The organism is Leptospira borgpetersenii serovar Javanica (assembly GCF_003046425.1).
GTDB lineage: Bacteria > Spirochaetota > Leptospiria > Leptospirales > Leptospiraceae > Leptospira > Leptospira borgpetersenii.
The window spans coordinates 167,501-187,500 of the sequence record NZ_QAJG01000006.1 but is presented as its reverse complement, the minus strand read 5'-3'; the positions used below and the strand labels follow the sequence as shown (position 1 = coordinate 187,500).

General features: G+C 43.4%; 19 protein-coding genes (2 of these 19 running past the window's edge). 16 read left to right on the top strand and 3 right to left on the bottom strand.

Annotated features, from left to right (window positions below):
• The 6 genes from CLV95_RS06880 to CLV95_RS06850 all read left to right on the top strand — a co-directional run.
• A protein-coding gene (locus CLV95_RS06880) for a penicillin-binding protein 1A (protein ID WP_002734457.1) crosses the window boundary here: on the top strand, positions 1 to 1,977 show its 3' portion. The gene continues 462 nt to the left of window position 1, outside the view; only the last 1,977 of its 2,439 coding nucleotides appear in the window; its start codon lies off the left edge, out of view; its stop codon occupies positions 1,975 to 1,977.
• 102 nt (positions 1,978 to 2,079) lie between these two features.
• A complete protein-coding gene (gene odhB / locus CLV95_RS06875; RefSeq protein WP_002726471.1) occupies positions 2,080 to 3,318 on the top strand; it encodes a 2-oxoglutarate dehydrogenase complex dihydrolipoyllysine-residue succinyltransferase in 1,239 nt (412 codons plus the stop codon).
• 13 nt (positions 3,319 to 3,331) lie between these two features.
• Positions 3,332 to 4,735, top strand: coding sequence for a dihydrolipoyl dehydrogenase (lpdA, locus tag CLV95_RS06870; RefSeq protein WP_002726194.1), 1,404 nt, complete (start codon positions 3,332 to 3,334; stop codon positions 4,733 to 4,735).
• A 19-nt stretch (positions 4,736 to 4,754) separates the two neighbouring features.
• Complete coding sequence (locus tag CLV95_RS06865; RefSeq protein ID WP_002734373.1) at positions 4,755 to 7,517, top strand: 2-oxoglutarate dehydrogenase E1 component; 2,763 nt, start codon at positions 4,755 to 4,757, stop codon at positions 7,515 to 7,517.
• A gap of 585 nt (positions 7,518 to 8,102) precedes the next feature.
• Positions 8,103 to 8,966, top strand: a complete 864-nt coding sequence (locus tag CLV95_RS06855) for a Fic family protein (protein ID WP_230456568.1) — start codon at positions 8,103 to 8,105, stop codon at positions 8,964 to 8,966.
• 377 nt (positions 8,967 to 9,343) lie between these two features.
• On the top strand, positions 9,344 to 9,913 hold the full coding sequence (locus CLV95_RS06850) for a DUF4349 domain-containing protein (protein WP_016748890.1): 570 nt from the start codon (positions 9,344 to 9,346) through the stop codon (positions 9,911 to 9,913).
• A 212-nt stretch (positions 9,914 to 10,125) separates the two neighbouring features.
• Here the strand turns inward: CLV95_RS06850 and CLV95_RS06845 are convergent, their stop codons facing one another.
• Together CLV95_RS06845 and carA are read right to left on the bottom strand one after the other, a co-directional pair.
• The gene (locus CLV95_RS06845; protein WP_002726141.1) at positions 10,126 to 10,314 is read right to left on the bottom strand and encodes a hypothetical protein; all 189 of its coding nucleotides are present in this window, start codon (positions 10,312 to 10,314) and stop codon (positions 10,126 to 10,128) included.
• 3 nt (positions 10,315 to 10,317) lie between these two features.
• Complete coding sequence (gene carA / locus CLV95_RS06840; RefSeq protein ID WP_016748889.1) at positions 10,318 to 11,409, bottom strand: glutamine-hydrolyzing carbamoyl-phosphate synthase small subunit; 1,092 nt, start codon at positions 11,407 to 11,409, stop codon at positions 10,318 to 10,320.
• Positions 11,410 to 11,496: 87 nt separating this feature from the next.
• On the opposite strand from carA, the gene CLV95_RS18785 reads away from it, so the two are divergent.
• From CLV95_RS18785 to CLV95_RS06805, 8 genes are all read left to right on the top strand, one after another.
• Positions 11,497 to 11,655 carry a hypothetical protein gene (locus tag CLV95_RS18785; RefSeq protein WP_002734428.1) on the top strand — a complete coding sequence of 53 codons (159 nt, stop codon included), beginning with the start codon at positions 11,497 to 11,499 and terminating at the stop codon, positions 11,653 to 11,655.
• A gap of 79 nt (positions 11,656 to 11,734) precedes the next feature.
• Entirely contained in the window at positions 11,735 to 13,654 is a 1,920-nt protein-coding gene (thrS, locus tag CLV95_RS06835) for a threonine--tRNA ligase (protein ID WP_002726445.1), read from the top strand.
• Between the two features lie 657 nt (positions 13,655 to 14,311).
• Complete coding sequence (infC, locus tag CLV95_RS06830) at positions 14,312 to 14,851, top strand: translation initiation factor IF-3 (RefSeq protein WP_002726167.1); 540 nt, start codon at positions 14,312 to 14,314, stop codon at positions 14,849 to 14,851.
• Positions 14,852 to 14,883: 32 nt separating this feature from the next.
• On the top strand, positions 14,884 to 15,087 hold the full coding sequence (rpmI, locus tag CLV95_RS06825) for a 50S ribosomal protein L35 (protein WP_002765180.1): 204 nt from the start codon (positions 14,884 to 14,886) through the stop codon (positions 15,085 to 15,087).
• Positions 15,087 to 15,440, top strand: coding sequence for a 50S ribosomal protein L20 (gene rplT, locus CLV95_RS06820; protein ID WP_002726297.1), 354 nt, complete (start codon positions 15,087 to 15,089; stop codon positions 15,438 to 15,440). Before rpmI ends, rplT begins: the two co-directional genes overlap by 1 nt.
• Positions 15,441 to 15,519: 79 nt before the next feature.
• Positions 15,520 to 16,158, top strand: a complete 639-nt coding sequence (locus tag CLV95_RS06815; RefSeq protein WP_002734328.1) for a coiled-coil domain-containing protein — start codon at positions 15,520 to 15,522, stop codon at positions 16,156 to 16,158.
• 10 nt (positions 16,159 to 16,168) lie between these two features.
• Positions 16,169 to 16,480: a cell division protein ZapA gene (locus CLV95_RS06810; protein WP_002726404.1), complete on the top strand. Its 312-nt coding sequence runs from the start codon at positions 16,169 to 16,171 to the stop codon at positions 16,478 to 16,480.
• 40 nt (positions 16,481 to 16,520) lie between these two features.
• Positions 16,521 to 17,045: a 5-formyltetrahydrofolate cyclo-ligase gene (locus CLV95_RS06805; protein ID WP_002726261.1), complete on the top strand. Its 525-nt coding sequence runs from the start codon at positions 16,521 to 16,523 to the stop codon at positions 17,043 to 17,045.
• Between the two features lie 184 nt (positions 17,046 to 17,229).
• Here the strand turns inward: CLV95_RS06805 and CLV95_RS20055 are convergent, their stop codons facing one another.
• Positions 17,230 to 17,514: a hypothetical protein gene (locus CLV95_RS20055; protein ID WP_080592202.1), complete on the bottom strand. Its 285-nt coding sequence runs from the start codon at positions 17,512 to 17,514 to the stop codon at positions 17,230 to 17,232.
• A 44-nt stretch (positions 17,515 to 17,558) separates the two neighbouring features.
• On the opposite strand from CLV95_RS20055, the gene CLV95_RS06795 reads away from it, so the two are divergent.
• The gene (locus tag CLV95_RS06795; RefSeq protein ID WP_002734367.1) at positions 17,559 to 18,056 is read left to right on the top strand and encodes a chemotaxis protein CheW; all 498 of its coding nucleotides are present in this window, start codon (positions 17,559 to 17,561) and stop codon (positions 18,054 to 18,056) included.
• On the top strand, positions 18,056 to 20,000 hold the 5' portion of the coding sequence (locus CLV95_RS06790) for a chemotaxis protein CheW (protein WP_002734336.1). It continues 1,250 nt past the right edge of the window; 1,945 of the gene's 3,195 nt are visible here — the first part of the coding sequence; it begins with the start codon at positions 18,056 to 18,058; its stop codon lies off the right edge, out of view. Before CLV95_RS06795 ends, CLV95_RS06790 begins: the two co-directional genes overlap by 1 nt.

The window sequence follows — 20,000 nt, the reverse complement described above, 5'->3', positions numbered from 1 at the left end:
TATTCAAAAGAAGAGATATTAGAAATTTATTTTAATCTGATTTATCTCGGGCATGGAACCACGGGACTTGCCTCCGCCGCGGACGTATACTTTCAAAAGGACGTGAGCGATCTGGATGTGGCTGAGGCCGCTCTGCTCGCAAGACTTCCCAAAGCCCCCGTAAAATATTCTCCATTCAAAAACCCCAAAATTTCGAAAGGTGCTCATCTGAGTGTTCTGAGGCTCATGGCGGACCAGGGTTATATTCCAACCGATAGGATTCAGTCGATTCACGACGACTTCTGGAATAAATATTGGCCGGTCGTCATCACACAGTCTCCTTCCCAATCCACTTGGGGAAACCGTTTGAACAAGGCACCTCATTTTACCGAATACGTTCGCCAGAAACTTGAAAAGGAGCTTGGAGAAGATAAGGTTTATACCGGAGGTTTAAAAGTTTATACGACTCTCGACGCTCGTAAACAAGAGATCGCACAGGAGGAATTGTCCAAGGCGATCAAAAAACACGACGATCTCGTTTCCGGAGTTACCGTCAATTATTCGGGAGGTGCGGATCGCGGACTTGTAGGTCTTTATTATCTTATGGGTTCCGTCTTCCCCGTGGGAATGCCTTTTATCAGTAAACTCGACGATAAGGCGAACTACCGGGTTGCGTTGGAAAGAGAATTGATCGATGCGGCCGATATCCTTGCGATCTTAACCCCGGGTGAAAACGAGTCTTCGGCGATTTCCGAATTTCAAAAACAAACCGCGGTCTTCGGAAAAAATCTTCACGTAGAAGGGGCGGCGATTACGATCGAACCTTCCACCGGTTATATCCAAACCATGGTGGGCGGTTACGAATTCACCCCGAAAAATCAGTTCAACCGAGCCACAATGGCGAGACGTCAAACGGGTTCCGCGTTCAAACCATTTGTCTACGGGGCAGCGATTCAAGAAAGGGTCGTAGGGAGCGGAACTGGGATTATGGACGCACCTCTCACGACTCTTACGGAAGAGGGGGAAGGTTGGTCACCTCAGGATTTCGACGGAGACTTCCTCGGAATGGTTCCACTTTCCAGAGCTTTATCCTTATCTTTAAATATTGTATCGGTTCAAGTGTTTTTGCGGACTGGACCCGACGCGGTCATCGATTTTTCTTCCAGACTTTTAGGAGTCAATCCGACTCGTTTTCCACCAAGCCCGGCTCTTGCGCTTGGGATTGCGGAACTCACACCACTTGAGATGGCGCTCGGTTACGCGACTATCGCCAACAATGGAAGAAGGGTGATTCCGTTTTCCGTTCGTTATGTGATCGATCAAAGTGGGAACGTAGTTTATAACGAAGAGACCAAGGTTCAGGAAGAATTACAGAGACAGGCTAAAGATGGAAGTATCCAAGTGATCTCCGAAGGAACCGCCTACATTCTGAAAAAAATGCTGACCAATGTGGCGATGGCTGGAACCGCCGCGATGGGGTTAAGAGATCCCGAGAAAGGAAATTACAGAGGAATCGCCGCCGGAAAAACCGGATCGACTTCTTCTTTTACAAACGCATGGTACTGTGGATTCGATCCGAATTATACGACTGTTATTTGGTTGGGATTCGATAAAAGTTCGATTTCTTTGGGAAGAGGGCAAGCCGCTTCCGTGCTTGCGGTTCCGATTTGGGGAAGAATGTACAATCGTTTTTACGGAGGTCAAAATTATCCTACCTTCGGCGAAGACATTATACCCGAAGAAGTACAAGGCGGGGGCACTTGTGCTTACAATGGACTTTCTCCAAAACCGGGAGTATGTCCCGTAACTCAGAATTTGACACTCAAACCAATAACTGTAGCCGGAGTGACCAAAGCTGTGATGGGTAATCGCCAGTGCGATGGGGAAAGGGATCATCACAAGTCTGTGGATTTTAGAGAATTCTTACAGAAAGAATATCAGATTAGTGACGAGGAGTTGGGTAAAATGGATCGAAAGTTCAAACCTAGGACGGAATAATTGTGTTTTAGAGAATTTCGTTTACAGAATTTTTTCATTTAGAAGGATTGAAACCGAGACTTACGCTTTTTTGTATCTTAAGCCTCTTGAAAGGAATCATTCATGTCTGTAGAAATTAAGGTCCCCGAAATGGGGGAATCCATCACGGAAGCTACGATTGCGAATTGGGTTAAGAAAGAAGGAGACGCGGTAAAACAAGATGAGATCTTGTTGGAACTGGAAACCGATAAGGCCACTATGGAAGTTCCGGCGCCTTCTTCCGGTGTACTTCAAAAAATTCATAAGAAGGCCGGAGATACAGTGAAAGTGAAAGAGGTCGTCGGCCTCATCGATTCCGCAGCAACCGTCTCCGCACCGGCACCTTCTTCTTCTCCTGCAATCACAACACAAACGAATCAAACCTCGGGAAATGACAGATTCAATGATACTCTTCCACCTGCGGTTCGTAAATTGATCGACGACAACGGTCTGAATGTTACGACTATTTCCGGTTCGGGTAAGAACGGACAGATCACAAAAGAAGACGTATTAAAGGCGATCGAATCCAAAACTTCCGCAGGTGTGGGAACTGCAACGGCTGCAAAAGCGGTGTCTTCTCCCGAAATTCCGAAAGCGGTTCCTGTTGCAAAAAGAACGGATCTTCCGAGAGAAAATGCGGTCCCGATGACTCGTTTACGCAAAGTGATCGCGGAAAGACTCGTATCCGCGCAACACAATGCCGCCATCTTAACCACGTTCAACGAAGTGGACATGAGCGCCGTAATGGAACTCAGAAATCGTTATAAGGATCGCTTTAAAGAGGCGCATAATGTGGGTCTTGGATTTATGAGTTTTTTTACGAAAGCTGCCATCCATGCCCTGAAAACGATTCCCGCAATCAACGCGGAAATCCGCGGAAACGACGTCGTATATAAGAACTTTTATGATATCGGGGTCGCTGTCGGAGGACCGAAAGGACTTGTGGTGCCGATCGTAAGAGATGCGGATCTTTTGAGTTTCGCGGGAGTGGAGCAAGAGATCGTAAGACTTGCCAACCGAGTTAAGGACGGAAAGATCGAACTTTCGGAGATGGAGGGCGGAACGTTTACGATTTCCAACGGGGGAATCTACGGTTCCATGATGTCCACTCCGATCTTAAACCCTCCTCAAAGTGGAATTTTGGGACTTCATAATATAGTAAAGCGTGCGGTGGTGGTAAACGATCAAATCGTAATCCGTCCGATGATGTATCTCGCACTTTCCTACGATCACAGAATCGTAGACGGGAAAGAAGCGGTAACATTCCTCGTAAAGGTCAAAGAAGCGATCGAAGATCCGGCCCGACTTTTACTCGAACTTTAATGGAAGTGAAAACATGTCAGCAGAATTCGACGTAGTCGTGATCGGTGCGGGACCAGGGGGCTACGTTTGCGCCATCCGGGCCGCTCAACTCGGTTTCAAAACCGCAATCATCGAAAAAAGAAAAACTCTCGGAGGCACCTGTCTCAATGTGGGTTGTATTCCTTCCAAAGCTCTTTTGGACTCATCCGAAGAATACCACAAAGTTCTGCACAAACTCGACGTTCACGGAATCACAGTCGGTAAAGTAGAAGTCGATCTCGGCAAACTGATGAACCGCAAGGATCAGATCGTAAAGGAAGTCACCGACGGCGTCGACTTTCTGATCGGCAAAAATAAGATCAAACGGTACGAAGGTTTCGGGAAAGTTTTATCCGCGGGAAAAGTCGAAGTCGCATCGAGCGGCGGGGATAAAGAAGTAATCAACGCAAAACATATCGTAGTCGCAACTGGGTCGGTTCCGATCGACATTCCCGGTTTGACCGTGGATGGAAAAAACATCATCACATCCGATCACGCAATCGAACTCCGTAAACTTCCTAAAAAGATGATCATCATCGGCGCAGGAGTGATCGGTCTCGAACTTGGATCGGTTTGGGCAAGACTTGGAACCGCGGTGACGGTCGTCGAATTTTTGCCCGGACTGATTTCGAACGTGGACCGCCCGATGGGCGCACTTTTAGAACGTTCTCTTACTTCCCAGGGGATTGAGTTCTTATTCGAACACAAGGTCAAGGGCGCGACTACGTCAAAGAACGGAGTGAAAGTTCAAATCGAAGATTCCAAAGGCGCAACTAAGGATCTCGAAGCGGACGTGGTTCTTGTCGCTGTTGGAAGAAGGCCTTTTCTCGAAGGAGTGGGTTTGGAAGAGGCGGGTGTCGCATTAACACCTCGCAACCGAATCCAAGTGGACGGACATTTCAAAACGTCCGTTCCGGGAATCTATGCGATTGGGGATGCGATCGACGGACCGATGCTTGCGCACAAAGCGGAAGAAGAAGGAGTAGCTTTGGCCGAACTTCTGGCGGGACAATCCGGACACGTTAACTACGATGCGGTTCCTTACGTCATATATACTTGGCCGGAAATGGCTTGGGTAGGAAAAGGTGAGGAAGAATTGAAAGCGGCTGGAATCGAATATAAAACCGGAAAATCGCTCTTTCGACCAAACGCACGCTCGAAAGCAATGAACGAAGCCGAAGGACAAGTCAAAATATTAGCGGATAAAAAAACGGATAAGCTTTTAGGAGCTTTTATATTCGGGCCAAGGGCTTCGGATATGATCGCGGAGTTGGCGGTTGCGATGGAATTTGGGGCCTCCGCAGAAGATATAGCGAGGAGTTTTCATGCGCATCCGACTTTGGCGGAAGTGATTAAAGAAGCGGCAATGGCGGTGGATAAGTGGGCGATTCACGCGTGAATCAGGTAGGTTTTAAGCAATGAAAGTCGAAAAACTCATGGCGCTTTATGGAGAGAACGGCGTTCTCCTCGAAGAACTTTATAATCAGTACAAACTCAATCCCGAAACAGTGGACAAAGAATGGAAATCCTTCTTTCAAGAAGTGGACACCAATGGTTTTGCAAATGGGAACGGCGGCGGATACTCGAACGGAAAATCCGCAGTGGCGACTTCTTTTACCGATGCACAGGCTGGTTCCATCCGAGAGATGGGGATCATCAACCTTCTCAATGCATACAGAAGACAAGGGCACCTTGCGGCAAAACTCGATCCTCTCGGAATTCAAAAGCCGAACCGTACATTCATTGATTCCAAACTGCATAGTATTTCTCCCGCAGATCTAGAAACAGTCGTGGACAGTGATACTCTTGGAAGAGTGAAACTTGCCGAGATAGTGGATCTTTATGAGAAAGTTTACTGCAATACCATCGGAGCGGAGCACTTTTACTTAGTCGATGATGTGGAAAGAGAATGGCTTCAAAAAAAGATGGAGTCTCCGGAATTCTTAGCTCCTTTGCCTAAGAGCATTAAACTCAGATTGTTCGAAAAATTATTCCAAGCGGACTACTTCGAAACCTTTCTCGCGAAAAAATACGTAGGTAAAAAAAGGTTTTCTCTCGAAGGGGGAGAATCCTTCATTCCTCTTCTCGATACGATCGTGGAAGAAGCGGGTCATCATCTCATGGACGGACTTGTGATCGGAATGGCGCACAGAGGGAGACTGAACGTTCTCGTTAACATCATCGAAAAACCCGCGTCACTCATCTTTGCCGAGTTCGAGGAAAAGACGGATAGGGATAACTTAAGTTATGCGGACGTTAAGTATCATCTCGGGTATTCCAACAGCAGAATGACAACCGCGGGAAAAGAAGTGAAACTTTCCCTCATGTTCAATCCGAGTCATTTGGAATGTGTGGGTCCTGTCGTAACAGGATCTGTTCGCGCTCGTCAGGAACTTATCGGAAATAAGGATCGTACGAAATATATGCCGATTCTGATTCACGGCGACGCCGCGTTTGCGGGTCAGGGTGTAGTAGCGGAAACCCTCAATCTGATGAATCTTGAAGGTTATACTACGGGGGGAACCTTTCACATCGTGGTCAATAATCAGATCGGATTTACTACTCTTCCGGACGAATCCAGATCCACGTTATATGCAACCGATCTTGCAAAAGGATTTCAAATTCCGATCATTCACGTAAACGGAGACGATCCCGAAGCGGTTTACCGAGTCGTAAAACTCGGGATGGAATACCGTCAAAAATTCAAAAAGGATTTCATCATCGATCTCGTATGTTACAGAAGGCTTGGTCACAATGAAACCGACGAGCCTGCTTTTACGCAGCCTAAAATGTATGCTACGATTAAAAATCACCCTCCTACGGTGAAACTCTACGAGAAAAGGCTCGTGGAAGAAGGTGATATCCAGCAAGAAGACATCGACTTCATTAAAAACGGATCGATGCACGGATTGGAGGATTCTTTTCAAAGAGCCAAAGAGCAAGACGTTAAGATACGCGTCGATACCATGCAGGGTGTTTGGTCCAAGTTTTCCAAGATGTCTTTGGATTCGGAACCCGCTACAAAACTTCTCAAGGAACAGATGCATGGAATCGTTCAGGCTCTGACCGGCGTTCCGCGGGATTTTACTCCGAATTCAAAACTCGTAAAACTTCTCCAAAGTAGAAAGGAAATGGCGGAAGGAAAAATTCCCGTAGATTGGGGATTTGCAGAGGCACTTTCGTTTGGATCGATCTTGGAAAGCGGATTTAGAATTCGTCTTTCCGGTCAGGATTCTCAGAGAGGAACATTCTCTCATCGTCACGCGGTTCTCGTGGATACGAACACGAATGAGAAATACATTCCTCTCAATCATATCTCGCCGAAGCAAGCTAAGGCGGAGATTATCAATTCTTCCCTTTCCGAATTTTCGGTTTTGGGTTTTGAATACGGATATTCTCTTTCGGATCCGAACGCACTCGTGATATGGGAAGCTCAGTTCGGAGACTTTGCAAACAGCGCTCAGGTGATTTTCGACCAATTCATTTCCAGCTCGGAAGTAAAGTGGCAGCGACTTTCCGGACTTACAATGCTTCTTCCTCACGGGTACGAAGGTCAGGGACCGGAACATTCCTCCGCTAGACTCGAAAGATTTTTACAACTCTGTGCGCTCAACAATATGCAGGTTTGTAATCTTACGACGGCGGCTCAGTATTTTCATCTCCTCCGAAGACAGATGCTTAGAAATTACCGTAAGCCTCTCGTAATCGTAACCCCGAAAAGTTTGCTCCGTTTTCCTGCTTCTCTTTCTCCTGTGGAAGACATTCTTCAGGGTGCGTTTAAAGAAATCCTCGTGGACGACAGCGGTCTCAAATCCGACAAAATCGAAAAGGTGATTTTTTCGGCGGGTAAGGTATATTATGATTTGATGAAATACCGCGACGAGAACAAGATTCAAAACGTGGTTTTTGTTCGGGTGGAACAAATCTATCCTTTCCCTGCAAAAGAAATCGAAGGCGCTCTCAAGAAATTTAAGAACGCGAAATCGTTTGTATGGTGTCAGGAAGAGCCGAAGAATCAAGGTGCTTGGTTTTTTGTCCGCGAAAGAATCGAGGATTTACTTCCTTCCAACGTAAGACTTTCTTACGCGGGAAGACACGAGTCTCCGAGCCCTGCGGCCGGTCATATGAAACTGCACTTGCAGGAACAGGATCAACTTGTTCTGGAGGCGTTTCAGGCTTAAGAATTCGATCAAGATGTAAATTGTAGTCGTTCCCGATTTTTGTGAAACGAAGAATCGGGAATGCGATTTTATAAAAGCCCGGTTTTGAACTCGGGCTTTTTGTTTTTTAGGACAATCTCCAGGACTTTCGATACAGGAGTAAGAAGGATGTGTTTTGCGTTTTTTGGGATCTTTTTCGTTCAATCGGAGTGAAGGGTTTAGGACATAATCACAGAACGAAATCTTGGACAAAAAGTTTGATAAAAAATTCTTCTTTTTTGACGATATTTTTGTCATGAAAAGTGTCGATTCTCATAAATTTATTTCCTTTAAAAAGAAATGGATTATAGGCGACGATGTTTGGTTCAAATTAGGGCAAAGTAAAGCGCTAATTCGTGCTATTTCTAATCCCCTGTTTATCGTTCTAAAATATATTCCGTAAATCTTATAAAAGGCGCCCTGGCGACCACTGCGATCGAAGGAAATACTCTATCAGAAGAAGAAATCGAACTGATTCATAAAGGGAAATCATTACCTCTATCGAAACGATATATGGAAATCGAGGTTAAAAACGTATTGAATGCGCTTAACTTGTTTCGAAATAGAATCGTTGAAGATTGTAATACTCAATTACTTAATAAAAATTTAATTAAGGAATTTCACGCTTTAATCGGTAAGGATCTTGGTGAAAATTTTGCCGCAATTCCAGGCGAGTTTCGAAAACAAAACGTTACGGTCGGGCACGTATATAAGGCGCCGGACTACAGGGACGTAGAAAGTCTGATTGATTCGTTTTGTGAATGGAGTAAATTAGAATTTCATTATGAAAAAGGTCAGACGTTTTCGGTAGCAATTATTCAAGCGATCGTTTCTCATGTGTACATAGCTTGGATACATCCATTTGGTGATGGTAATGGTCGAACAGCAAGACTACTGGAATTCTACCTTTTGTTGCGAGCTGGAGTGCCGGATATTGCCGCGCATATTCTGTCTAATTTTTATAATTCAACGCGAAGCGAATATTATAGAAAGTTGGATGAAACCTCAAAAAACGGCGGGGACTTGACGCATTTTATCAACTATGCGTTGCAAGGTTTTAAAGATGGTCTACAAGAAGTTTTTAATATCGTGAATCAAAATCAAGTTGAATTAGCTTGGAAAAATTATGTGAATGAAACTTTTAAAACGAATGATTTTTCCGGAAAATCAAACATAGTAAATAATCGAAGATTAGCTTTGGTTCTCTCTATGAACTTAGAGAATGAATACGCTTTTAAGGAAATATCTGAAATAAACGAAATTTTACAACTTCAATACGTGGGGAAATCAAAACGGACCTTATTAAGGGACATTGAAGCTTTACTTGATATGAAACTTATCGTTGAAACAAAAGACAAGAAATATAAAACCAATGTTCAAATTCTAACAGGTACAACGACGGCCTCCGTGAAAGGTCGGGACATTATTTGACTTCTCTCAAAAAGGAGAATGAGAGAGTGGGATTTTTATTTATGAAGTTCCCTAAAAACCGATGTTTTTCGGTCGCAAAACACGTCCTACCCCAACTGTCCTCCGAATGTGGGAGTTGCCACAGAAATCGCCGTATTGGCGGTTTTTTCCTATCGTTTAAAATTGTAGTAGTTTCCACATTTTGAAGTGGGTTTTTCGTTCCATCCGAATTGTAAATTCAAGGCCGCTTGAAAAAAACATTTTTTTCCGAATTGAATTCTCGTTAAAATTAAACTTTTTAATTTATGCGCAAGAATTACGATTTTCTCGATTTGTATTCCGTTCAAACTTTAAAAGCGAGATTGACGAAACTCGGAATTTTACGATCCTATCCAACAATGTCGATCGTGTTTTGGCGTCTCATATTATTCGTATTAATTTTTCTGTACACCTCACTCTCTGCGGAACCGCCTCGCGATGCGGATCATTTTCACTTGGCCAACAGATTTTACGCTCATTCTCTCAAAGTCGTCGTGGAATCCGAAAAGGTTTCCAAATCTAGGGATCGGATTCAAAACCTCGTTCATCACTATCGGGGATTCATTTCGAAAAGTACGAGTTCCAATATCAAGTTCAAAATCCCGTTTGCAAGTCAGGATCATTTTTTGGTCGAACTTAGAAATCTTGAACTGGTCGATAAAACCGACGAAACGATCCAGGACATTACCGACCCTTTCGAGGAATGTGTGAAAAAACTTGAGATCGATCACGAGTTTCTTTCCAGATATAGGAAGTTGTTCGAAGAGGATAAAATTCCCAAACGGGACCGTAGACATCTTCTCGTAAAACAACATAGGGTTTCTCTCGATATTCAAAAAATGGAAAAGAGAAAGCGGGATATGATTTTAAAAACGAAGTTCTCCGATTTTACGATTTTGTTCGTTCCAATCAAACATGGTGAACATTAGAAAAATGCAATAAATTTACGGTCGAGAATCCGCCGGTTTGTGGTAAATTCGAATCGATATCGAATATTCTTTCTGTAGGCATAGGCGGCGTTAGTCAAATGCGATCGCCGAATTTCGCTCTGCAAAGGGGTGCGTTTTGAAATATTCTACTTTTATAAAGTAAAATTTAGGCTAGTATCTCCCTTGTACAGTTCCAACAATCCCCTTTTATCTTAGAGAAGTCCGGTTTTTCTTGCGATCGCGTAGAAGTTGAGCCCGTAACCGATACCGAGAAAATTTTTAGGAGGAAAAAGATCGTCGGTTTCCGGATTCCAGAGGTCTTTGACGAGGGCCTCTATGGAAAAATCTTTTCCAATTGGAAGGCCGAGAATTCTATCGGGAAGTTGTGGAAAATTTGCCATCGACTATTTACCTCTTTTTGTAGTTTCTACAAGATCATAAAATTTCTGGAATAGGTAACGGGAATCGTTCGGGCCCGGAGCGCTTTCCGGATGATATTGAACCGTAAGCAAAGGATAACCCGATTTCAAAATTCCTTCGACGGTGTTGTCGTTTAGATTTAAAAACGAAATGGGTTCACTCGATTTCCCGTCATCTATTACCGCAAAACCGTGATTTTGCGAAGTGATCTCCACTTGTCCGGTCGATAAATTCTTAACCGGTTGATTTCCTCCGCGATGTCCGAATTTCATCTTCTCGGTTTTCTTTCCTAAAGAAAGTCCGATGATTTGATGTCCGAGACAGATCCCGAATAGAGGATAACCTTTTTCCATAATCTTGCGGGTCGCGTCGATCGCGTAGTCAAGTGGAGCCGGATCTCCGGGGCCGTTTGAAAGAAAGAATGCGTCCGTTCCTTCTTTCATAATTTCTTCCGCGGGAGTCAAGGCCGGATAAACGGTCACGGCAAAACCTGCTGCATCCAATAAACGGAGAATGTTCGTTTTCACTCCATAATCATAGACTGCAAGTTTGTATTTTTTTCCGGTGTGAGTTCCGAAGATATATTTCGTGGAAGTGGTTACGACCTTTGCAAGATCGGCGCCCGTGATTCCCGGAAAGGATTTTACCTTCTCCAAAAATTCAGGGGAGTATTCTCGAGCCACGAAAATTCCACCGTTCGGGGAACCGTTTGTTCGAATGTAGCGAGTCAGTTTTCTTGTGTCGATACCTTGGATAGCGGGGATTTTATATTCTTTTAAAAATTTGGAAAGGGTTTTTTGGGACATGAAGTTGGAAGGGAGATCCACATATTCTTTTACGATCAGTCCGCTCGCTTGGATTTTGGAAGATTCCATGTTGTCCGGATGAATTCCGTAGTTCCCGATCATAGGATAAGTGAGAGTTATAATCTGGTTGCAATAGGAAGGATCCGTTAGGATCTCTTGATAACCCGCCATGGAAGTATTAAAAACAATTTCACCGACGGATTCGCTTTCATAGCCGAAGGATTCTCCTTCTAAGATCATGCCGTTGTCGAGAACCAAGAACGCTTTCATCTTCTGCAAAGATGATGAGATGGTGACTATAGTCAACACTAAACGGAGGATAAAAAGCGGACAAAATTCCGGCAAAGAGGAATGGGTGTGATTCGAATCGTTGCAGGTTTTTCTCTGGCCAATACAAATCGATTGAAAAATCCGTTCGATTTTTGCGAATGGAAAGGGAAAACCGATTTCACTCCTGAAATAGAATCTGAATTTGATGAGCCGCTTTCGAGAATCGATCGATCTTCGGCTTTCTGATCAATCGGTGCAAAGCTTTGAGTTTATAGCCGAATTCGTTCTAACGGGAAAAAATAGAATTTTAGGATAAGTCGTGAATATGTATCAGCTGACACTGCCGGACAAATCAGTAAAAAAGGTCGCATTAGGCTCCACTTATCGAGACTTCATCGAAAAAGAGTTACCCTTTTTAAAAAACAAAGCCCTTGCCGTACGCTTGAACGGCAAGGATATCCAGGACTTATCCCGAGTGGTGGAGACAGACGCAAACATAGAAGTATTGACTTACACCGAAAAAGCGGGTTGGGAAACCTTTCAACATTCCGCGGCGCACTTGCTCGGGATGGCGGTTCAGAATTTATATAAGAATGCAAATCTTACCGTGGGTCCCGTGATCGAGAACGGTCCGGGATTTTTTTATTACGACATCGATTTTCAAGGTACGATCATCACGCCCGAAGATTTTCCGAAGATCGAAGCGGAGATGGAAAGGATCGTAAAAGCGGACTACACGGTTTGGAGAAAGGTCGTTCCGAAAAAAGAGGCGATCGAAACCTTTCAAAAACTCGGAGAGAAGTATAAGATCGAAATCATCGGAGGAATTCCGAGCGAGGAAGTTTCCATCTATGGAATGGGAGAATGGTTCGACTTATGCCGAGGGCCGCACGTTCCGAACTCGGGAATATTAAAATCTTTCAAACTAACCGCGATTTCCGGCGCGTATTGGAAAGCCGACAAAGACAACGCGATGCTCACCCGTATCTACGGAGTCGCGTTTCCGAGTAAGAAAGAACTGGATCAGTATCTTTTTCAAATCGAAGAAGCGAAAAAAAGGGATCACAGAAAGATCGGAAAGGAACTGGATCTATTCTCCTTTCAGAAGGAAGGTCCGGGATTTCCTTTCTGGCATCCGAAGGGAACCATCCTCTGGAATTCACTCGCGGATTATCTCAGAGCGGAATGCAACAAACGCGGTTATCAGGAAATCAAAACTCCCGCGGTTCTTTCTTCCGAACTTTGGAAGAAGTCTGGTCACTGGGATAACTTTCACGAAAACATGTATTTTACGGACATCGACGAAGAGGACTACGCACTCAAGCCGATGAATTGTCCGGGATGCTCCTTAATCTACAAACATCACCTGCATTCGTATCGGGAACTTCCTCTTCGATTCGCCGAGTTCGGAAGCGTTCACCGTCACGAGCTGCACGGAGTGCTTCACGGACTTTTTAGAGTGAGGGCTTTTACTCAGGACGATTCCCATATCTACGCGCCTTTGGAACATCTGGAATCCGAGGTGACGGATATCATCGACTTTACGTTTACCGTATATAAGAAATTCGGATTTTCCGAATTCAAAACCTTCATTGCGACCCGTCCGGAAAAATCGCAAGGAAGGGACGAAGACTGGGAGTTTGCGACAAATACCTTAAAACAATCTCTTGAGAAAAAAGGAATCCCATACGGAATCAAAGAGGGAGAAGGTGCGTTTTACGGACCCAAAATAGAATTTAACATCAAGGATTCAATCGGAAGGCTCTGGCAGTGCGGAACGATCCAAGTCGACTTTTCCATGCCGGAACGTTTCGAATTGGATTACACCGACAGCGACGGTCAGAAAAAAAGGCCGGTTATGATTCACAGGGCGATCTATGGTTCCTTGGAGCGATTTATCGGAATTCTAATCGAACACTACGAAGGAAAATTTCCTCTTTGGATTTCACCGAACCAGATAAGGATATTGACGATTACCGAAAAGGTGGCCGAATACGCGAAAGACGTCTATTGCGAGTTAATCGATGCCGGATTTCGTGTGGAATTGGATACACGCAACGAAAAGATCGGCGCCAAGATTCGGGATTCTATTTTAAAAAAGGCGAATTATCTTTTGATTCTCGGTGAAAAGGAAATGGAATCCGGGACGTTGGCTGTCAGAAAGCGCGGTCAAGAGGACACGAAAACTTTGACTCGTTCGGGATTCATTTCCAATCTGCAAGACGAAATCAAATCGGCAGGTTAGGTGAGTGGATCTTCCGATACGGTTCTACGAAACAAACCCGGACATATATAAGGAGAGAAGTGGATTTGTAAGGTGACGTTCTCCCGGATATTGAAACTGCAAAAATCGAGCGTCCATTTTCGGTACCATTTTTATATGTCCGCGTAATAAGTGGATAGGATATCAATCTAAAGTTATGATATCGAATCACTTCAAGAAACGATTCAGTTAGGTGGAACTCTTGGTTCTAAATCCGTAACCTTTCTTTTGAATAAGAGCCGGTCTCAAAACCTTAGGAATGTAGGAGCTATTACAATCTTAAACGACAGGAAAAACCTTCAATACGACGGTTTCTGTGGGAACTCTCACGTTTTTTAAAAACTTGCCGGATCGTTTAGAGATATTTTTTTCAGGTATTGAGACCGGCTCTAAGCGAACTCACGTTAAATTTAACCGTCCTTAAAGTTTGGCTTGGGACGATTGTGAGGAACTCCCGAAATTCAAAAATCAGGTAAGACCGGTCGTAACGACCTTTGGTTTTGTATCACGTACACCGAGGGATTCCGAGAAGAAATCGAAAATCAACTTGAAATAAAGCCAGGTTCTGACGAAATAGCGTCAAAAATCGCTTGAAAACACACTTAAGGATAAAATCTTGGAAATCTAGCCGGAGAATGAATGCAGAGGAAACCGAGTCAAAAATCAGCAACGGATAAGCTTTTTAATCATAGGATCAATGAGAAAATTACAGGCGTTTCCAGGGTTCGTTTAGTGTCGGATGATGGAGTGGCGATCGTTTCTTTTGAAGAAGCCCTCAGAAAAGCGAAAGAAGAGAACTTGGATCTCGTTGAAGTATCGGCGGATCAGGAGTTGCACGTTTGTAAGATCATCGACTATGGGAAATATAAATTCGAGCTACTTAAAAAGAATAAGGAAGCTAAGAAAAAACAACACGTAATCAATGTTAAAGAAATTAAGATTCGTCCTAGAATTGAAAGCCACGATTACGAAATCAAAAAGAAACATGCACAGGAGTTTCTAGGAAAAGGCGATAAAGTCAAAGTAAGCCTCCGGTTCCGCGGTAGAGAGATGATGCATTCCGACCTCGGTATGAAAGTCGTTTATAGAATGATTGAGGACCTGAAAGAATATGGATTGGCGGAAAGAGATCCGATTCAAGATGGAAAACAGATCGTAGTAATCATTAATCCGAAATAACTTCCGGAAATAGGACCTAAAGGTAGATAAAGATGCCCAAGTTGAAAACGAACAGAGCCGCTGCAAAGCGTTTTAAGTTCACAAAGAACAACAAAATCAAACGTAAGAGTATGAATACCCGTCACATCTTGACCAAGAAGGGACCGAAAAGAAGGAGACGCCTCCGTGGTTTGACCTTGGTCAACAATTCTGACTGGAAATCTATCGTCAGATTAATGCCTTATGGAGTAAGATAATGCCGAGAGCTGTCAATGGAACAATCCACAAAAACAGAAGAAGAAGAGTTCTAAAAGACGCGAAAGGATTTCGCGGAGCTCGCTCTAAACTTTACAGAACAGCTAAAAGTGCGGTAATGAAAGCGGGGCAGTGGGCCTACCGTGACCGTAGAGCGAAGAAAAGAGATTTTCGTAAACTTTGGATTATTAGAATTAACGCCGCTGCAAGAGAAAATGGTTTGTCTTATTCCGTATTCATGAATTCTCTTAAGAAATTAGGGATCAACATGGATCGTAAATCTCTGGCAGAGCTGGCTTTCAACGATAGGGAAGTATTTAACGCCCTGGTTGAAAAAATCAAAGTAGCCGGATAAACAATCCAAGTCAAACGGCTCTGTGTAATTTGTAGGGTTTTTTTCGTTTTCCGAGAACGTTTTTAAGGGAGAATCAAGTATGCTCACTATGGAGACCATTGAAGAATTAGAAAGCAAGGTTATAAAAGCCCTCGAATTGATTGGTGATCTCCGCGCTGAAAATGGTCGCTTAGAATCCGAAAACGAAAATCTGAGAGCGGAAAACGACCAGATGAAATTGGCGATGGAAGAGAAGGAAAAAGAACTTTCCACTCTCCGCGATCAACTACAAAAAACAACGAATGAACTGAACGATCTTAAAGAAAGAGAACGGAAACTAGAAGACAAGATCAACCAGCTTTTAGGGAGATTGGATTCTCTTCCTACAAGTACAAGTGGTGGTGGGGTAACTGCGTCTTCAGCATCTCCTTCTCCGACAGCATCTAATGTAGACTCAGTCAAAGAAAATCTTTCCGTAGAAGATGAATTCGGTGAAGATGATGAGATCATTCTTCTTGATGAAGACGACGACGATATTTCTCTCATTACCGAAGTTTCTGAAAAAGAAGAGGATATCGCCGGAATTTCGGACGAAAAAGAAACCGCAGAAAAACTGACCGTAGATGACGACGATGACGATATTATCATCGAAGACGATGAGGATGTGATCAACGTATTTGACGCCGACGAAGACGATGATTTTCTAATTATTGAGGATGAACCTAAACCTAAACCTTGAGTAGTTTCCAATGGACCTTCACAGGGTAAAAGTCAGAATTCTCGGAGAAGAGTATACGATTCTTAGTGAAGCGGGAGAAGATTATATCTATTCCCTTGCGGAAGACGTGGATCATAAACTTAGAGAGCTCGGAATCGGAATGCCTGGGGCTTCCAAACAAAAACTTGCCATCTTAGCCGCACTTAACTTCGCGGATGAATTGCGGCAAACGAAAGAAATCAAAGAAAAATCACCGTCTGTTTCTATAGGGACCGGAGAGATAGAAGAGAAAACTCGTAAATTGATTACGATGTTGGAAGAAGGGATCATTGGGGATCTTTGATTTTTCTTTTATTCAAAATTAAATCCGTTTAACAATCTCGTTGAAACTTCAGTCTAGAAATGCGCTTCGAACTTTACTTACCCTTTTGGCAGAAAGGGAAAAAAAAGATCTGATTATTCTTGGGTTTTTGAAAAAAATTACGGCCAATGCGCGAAAGATCATCGCCTACGTTCCCGATAAGTGGGAAGTGAAGATTGATCCGAAAACTTTGGATTGGACCGAGAAGGAAATTTATTTCCCAAAGATTACGGATCGGGAATTGGAGTTCGTTCTTCCGGAAGTTTGGGAAAACGGTCCATTCGGTATTTTAGAGCCTAATGGAACAAAAATTCTGAGTCCTCACGAAGCTGATTGGATTATCGTGCCTGCCTTAGGTTATGATGAGTTTGGTTATCGTCTCGGACGCGGAGGGGGTTTTTATGACAGAACCCTTTGTGCAGTGGATCCGAGTAAGTTGATTGGGCTTACTTACGAGGAACTCTTCCCCGCAAGTTTTGCAAAAGAAGATCACGACATAAGAGTGGGCCGGGTCATTACAGAGAAAAAAAACTATCAAATCGTCTGAAAAAACGTTAAAATATTGTCTATTTGATAGTATATCGGCTATTTATGTTGTTAGGTTCGACGGCAAGTGGCATGATGAATGAATACGATTGGTAGAGAAGCTCAAGTAGGTGTTTCACCGTAGATTGATCATTGGGTAATAACACTAAGTTCATCTAATGCTTAGGGAGTGGAGAGTCGAAAGCTTAGCAATCGCTGGATTCGGTTGAGATTTTATCGGTATGAAGTATGAAATACCGGGTTTGCAAAATAGACAACGAATGTGGGTCGTGGTTTTCAAAATTTAATTTCTCGGCGTTTGGTGCGATGTCAGTTCTTAGTAGAACAAAGATGTGTAGTCGGTTTATACAACATGTAACTTTGGTTTTATCGAAAAAAGAGTTCACTTTTAAAAAAGTGTAAGAATTTTTTAGATTTAGGAAATTCTTTCTTTCGATTGTTCTTGAAAAACAAATTGTAATCCGTTTCATAGATTGATTCTGGATTTTTTATGGAGAATCGTTAGGTAACAATCATGGCTTCATTTGATAGTAAACATTACCTTGAATCCTTGGAAGCGGATAAGACTACTGAGTCTCAGAAGGAATATTTAACTTTTAACGTGAACAAGGAAATTTTCGGAATCGATATTCTGAAAATCCATGAGATTTTAAAACCGGTTCCGATTACAAGAATCCCGAATGGAGGAGATTATATTCTGGGGGTGATCAATCTTAGGGGAGAAATCATTCCGATAATAGATTTGAAGCAGGTTTTTGGAATCGGTTATAGCGACATCATTCCATCTACGAGGATTATCGTCGTTGTACAGGATGAAAAGCGTGCTGGGATTCTCGTGGATACGGTGAGGCAAGTGATAAAGATCCAATACGACAAAGTCAATAGTAATACCACCGACGACCTTACTCTGAATTATAGTTCCTTGATAGAATCAGTCAGCCAGGCGGACAAAACGTTGATACTCAATCTAAACTTATCCGTCCTGATTAACTTTGAACAGGAGGAAATCTAATGGCTGGAATTCTAGGAGAATATACCGAACTATTCTTGGAGGAATCGGAAGATCAGATAGAAGAATTGAACATCAACCTTCTCAGACTCGAAGCCGATCATAAAAACCTTTCGATTATCAACGATATCTTTCGTGCCGCTCATTCCTTAAAAAGTTCCGCGGCCTTTGTAGGCTTATACAACCTTTCCGATCTCGCTCATAAGATGGAGAATCTTCTTCAGTTGACGAGAGACGGTAAATTGCAAGTCAAACTTCCGCTCGTCAACCTTCTCTTTCAGTGTTTTGACCTAATCAAATACGTGATTCGAAGTGTGGCGGAAGGAAATAAAATCGATACCCCATTTACGGATATGATTCAGAAACTGGATGCCTACGAGAAAGATCCTTCTTCTTTTTCGGATGCTGCAAGTGATGCCTCACCTGTTTCAACTTCGTCGGCTCCTGCTCCTACATCGGAGAAAGTCGTGTCCGTATCGAAACCGACTCGACCGAGTGGGTTGGAAATTCACCTCGAAGCGGAAGAGGTGAGAGAACTCGAAGAGGAAATCCGTAAATCCGGTAAGTGTTGGAAAATTTCGGTGACTCTTGGGAAAGATTCTCCGATGAAAGGACTTCGTTTTTCCTTGATTCTTCAAAATCTGAAGAACTTGGGAGTTGTGTTTAAGTCCGTTCCCGATTTGGAAGAATTGGACAAGGGAATGGATGTTACTTCCATCGCTTTGTTGTTCATTTCCTCCGAGTCTTTAGAACAAATTCGAACTGCGGCTAACGTAGATATGGTGGAATCTTTGGACGTTCAGGAATATGTTCCAACCGTTCAGGAGGCGGTCACCGCAAATTTCAAAATCGAAGATGACATGGCTGCGTCCGAGTCCAGGGTTACATTAAAAAGTATTAAAGTATCCTCTGATAAGTTAGATCAGTTGATGAACAACGTGGGCGAGCTTATCATCACGAACTCCGGTTTTCAAAGAATCTATGACGACTTGATCCGGGTTTTCGGGGAAGATCAGTTGTTCAATGATCTCAAATCCAGAATTGATCTTATCAATCGGATCTCCAAAGAACTTCAATCCGGAATCATGAATATCCGTATGGTTCAAATTTCTACCGTGTTCCGAAGGTTTTCCAGACTTGTGAGAGATCTTTCTTTGGAAACAGGCAAAAAAGTCAATCTAGTTCTTTCTGGAGAATCCACCGAGCTAGATAAAAAAGTCATAGACGCGTTAGGCGAACCATTGCTTCATCTTATTCGTAACTCCGTGGATCACGGAATTGAAACACCGGCGGAAAGATTAGCTGCCGGGAAACCCGAAGTCGGAACATTGGAACTAAATTCTTATCAAGGCGGAAGTAATATCATGGTCGAGATTCGCGACGACGGGCGCGGTCTTGACTCCGAGAAGATTTTGAGCAAGGCGATTGAAAAAGGACTCGTAGGCGCTACGGAAGCATCCAATCTTTCCGAGCAGGAAATTTTTCAGTTTATCTTCCAGGCCGGATTTTCCACCGCAGAGAAAGTCACCGATATTTCCGGGCGCGGTGTGGGCATGAACGTAGTAAACAATCTGATCCAGGAATTCAAGGGAAAGATCATCATCAATAGCGTCAAAGGTCAGGGGTCTTCTTTTGTACTTTCTTTTCCGCAAGCCCTTGCGATCATTCCTTCTATTCTCGTTCTTATGGAGGAAGAAGTATATGCTTTTCCTCTTTCCGAGGTCAACGAGACAATCAAGATCAACAACGATCAGATTACTACTCTCGAAGGGAACGAGATCATCAACCTTCGAGGAGAGGTGCTCCCGATTTACAGACTCAACCGAATCATCGGTCTTCAGGATAAAACGGATAGGGAAGAGTTTCCGGTCGTCATCGTCCAGTACAAAGGCCGTAAGATCGGATTTATGGTCGATGAACTTGTGGGTAAACACGAAACGGTGATCA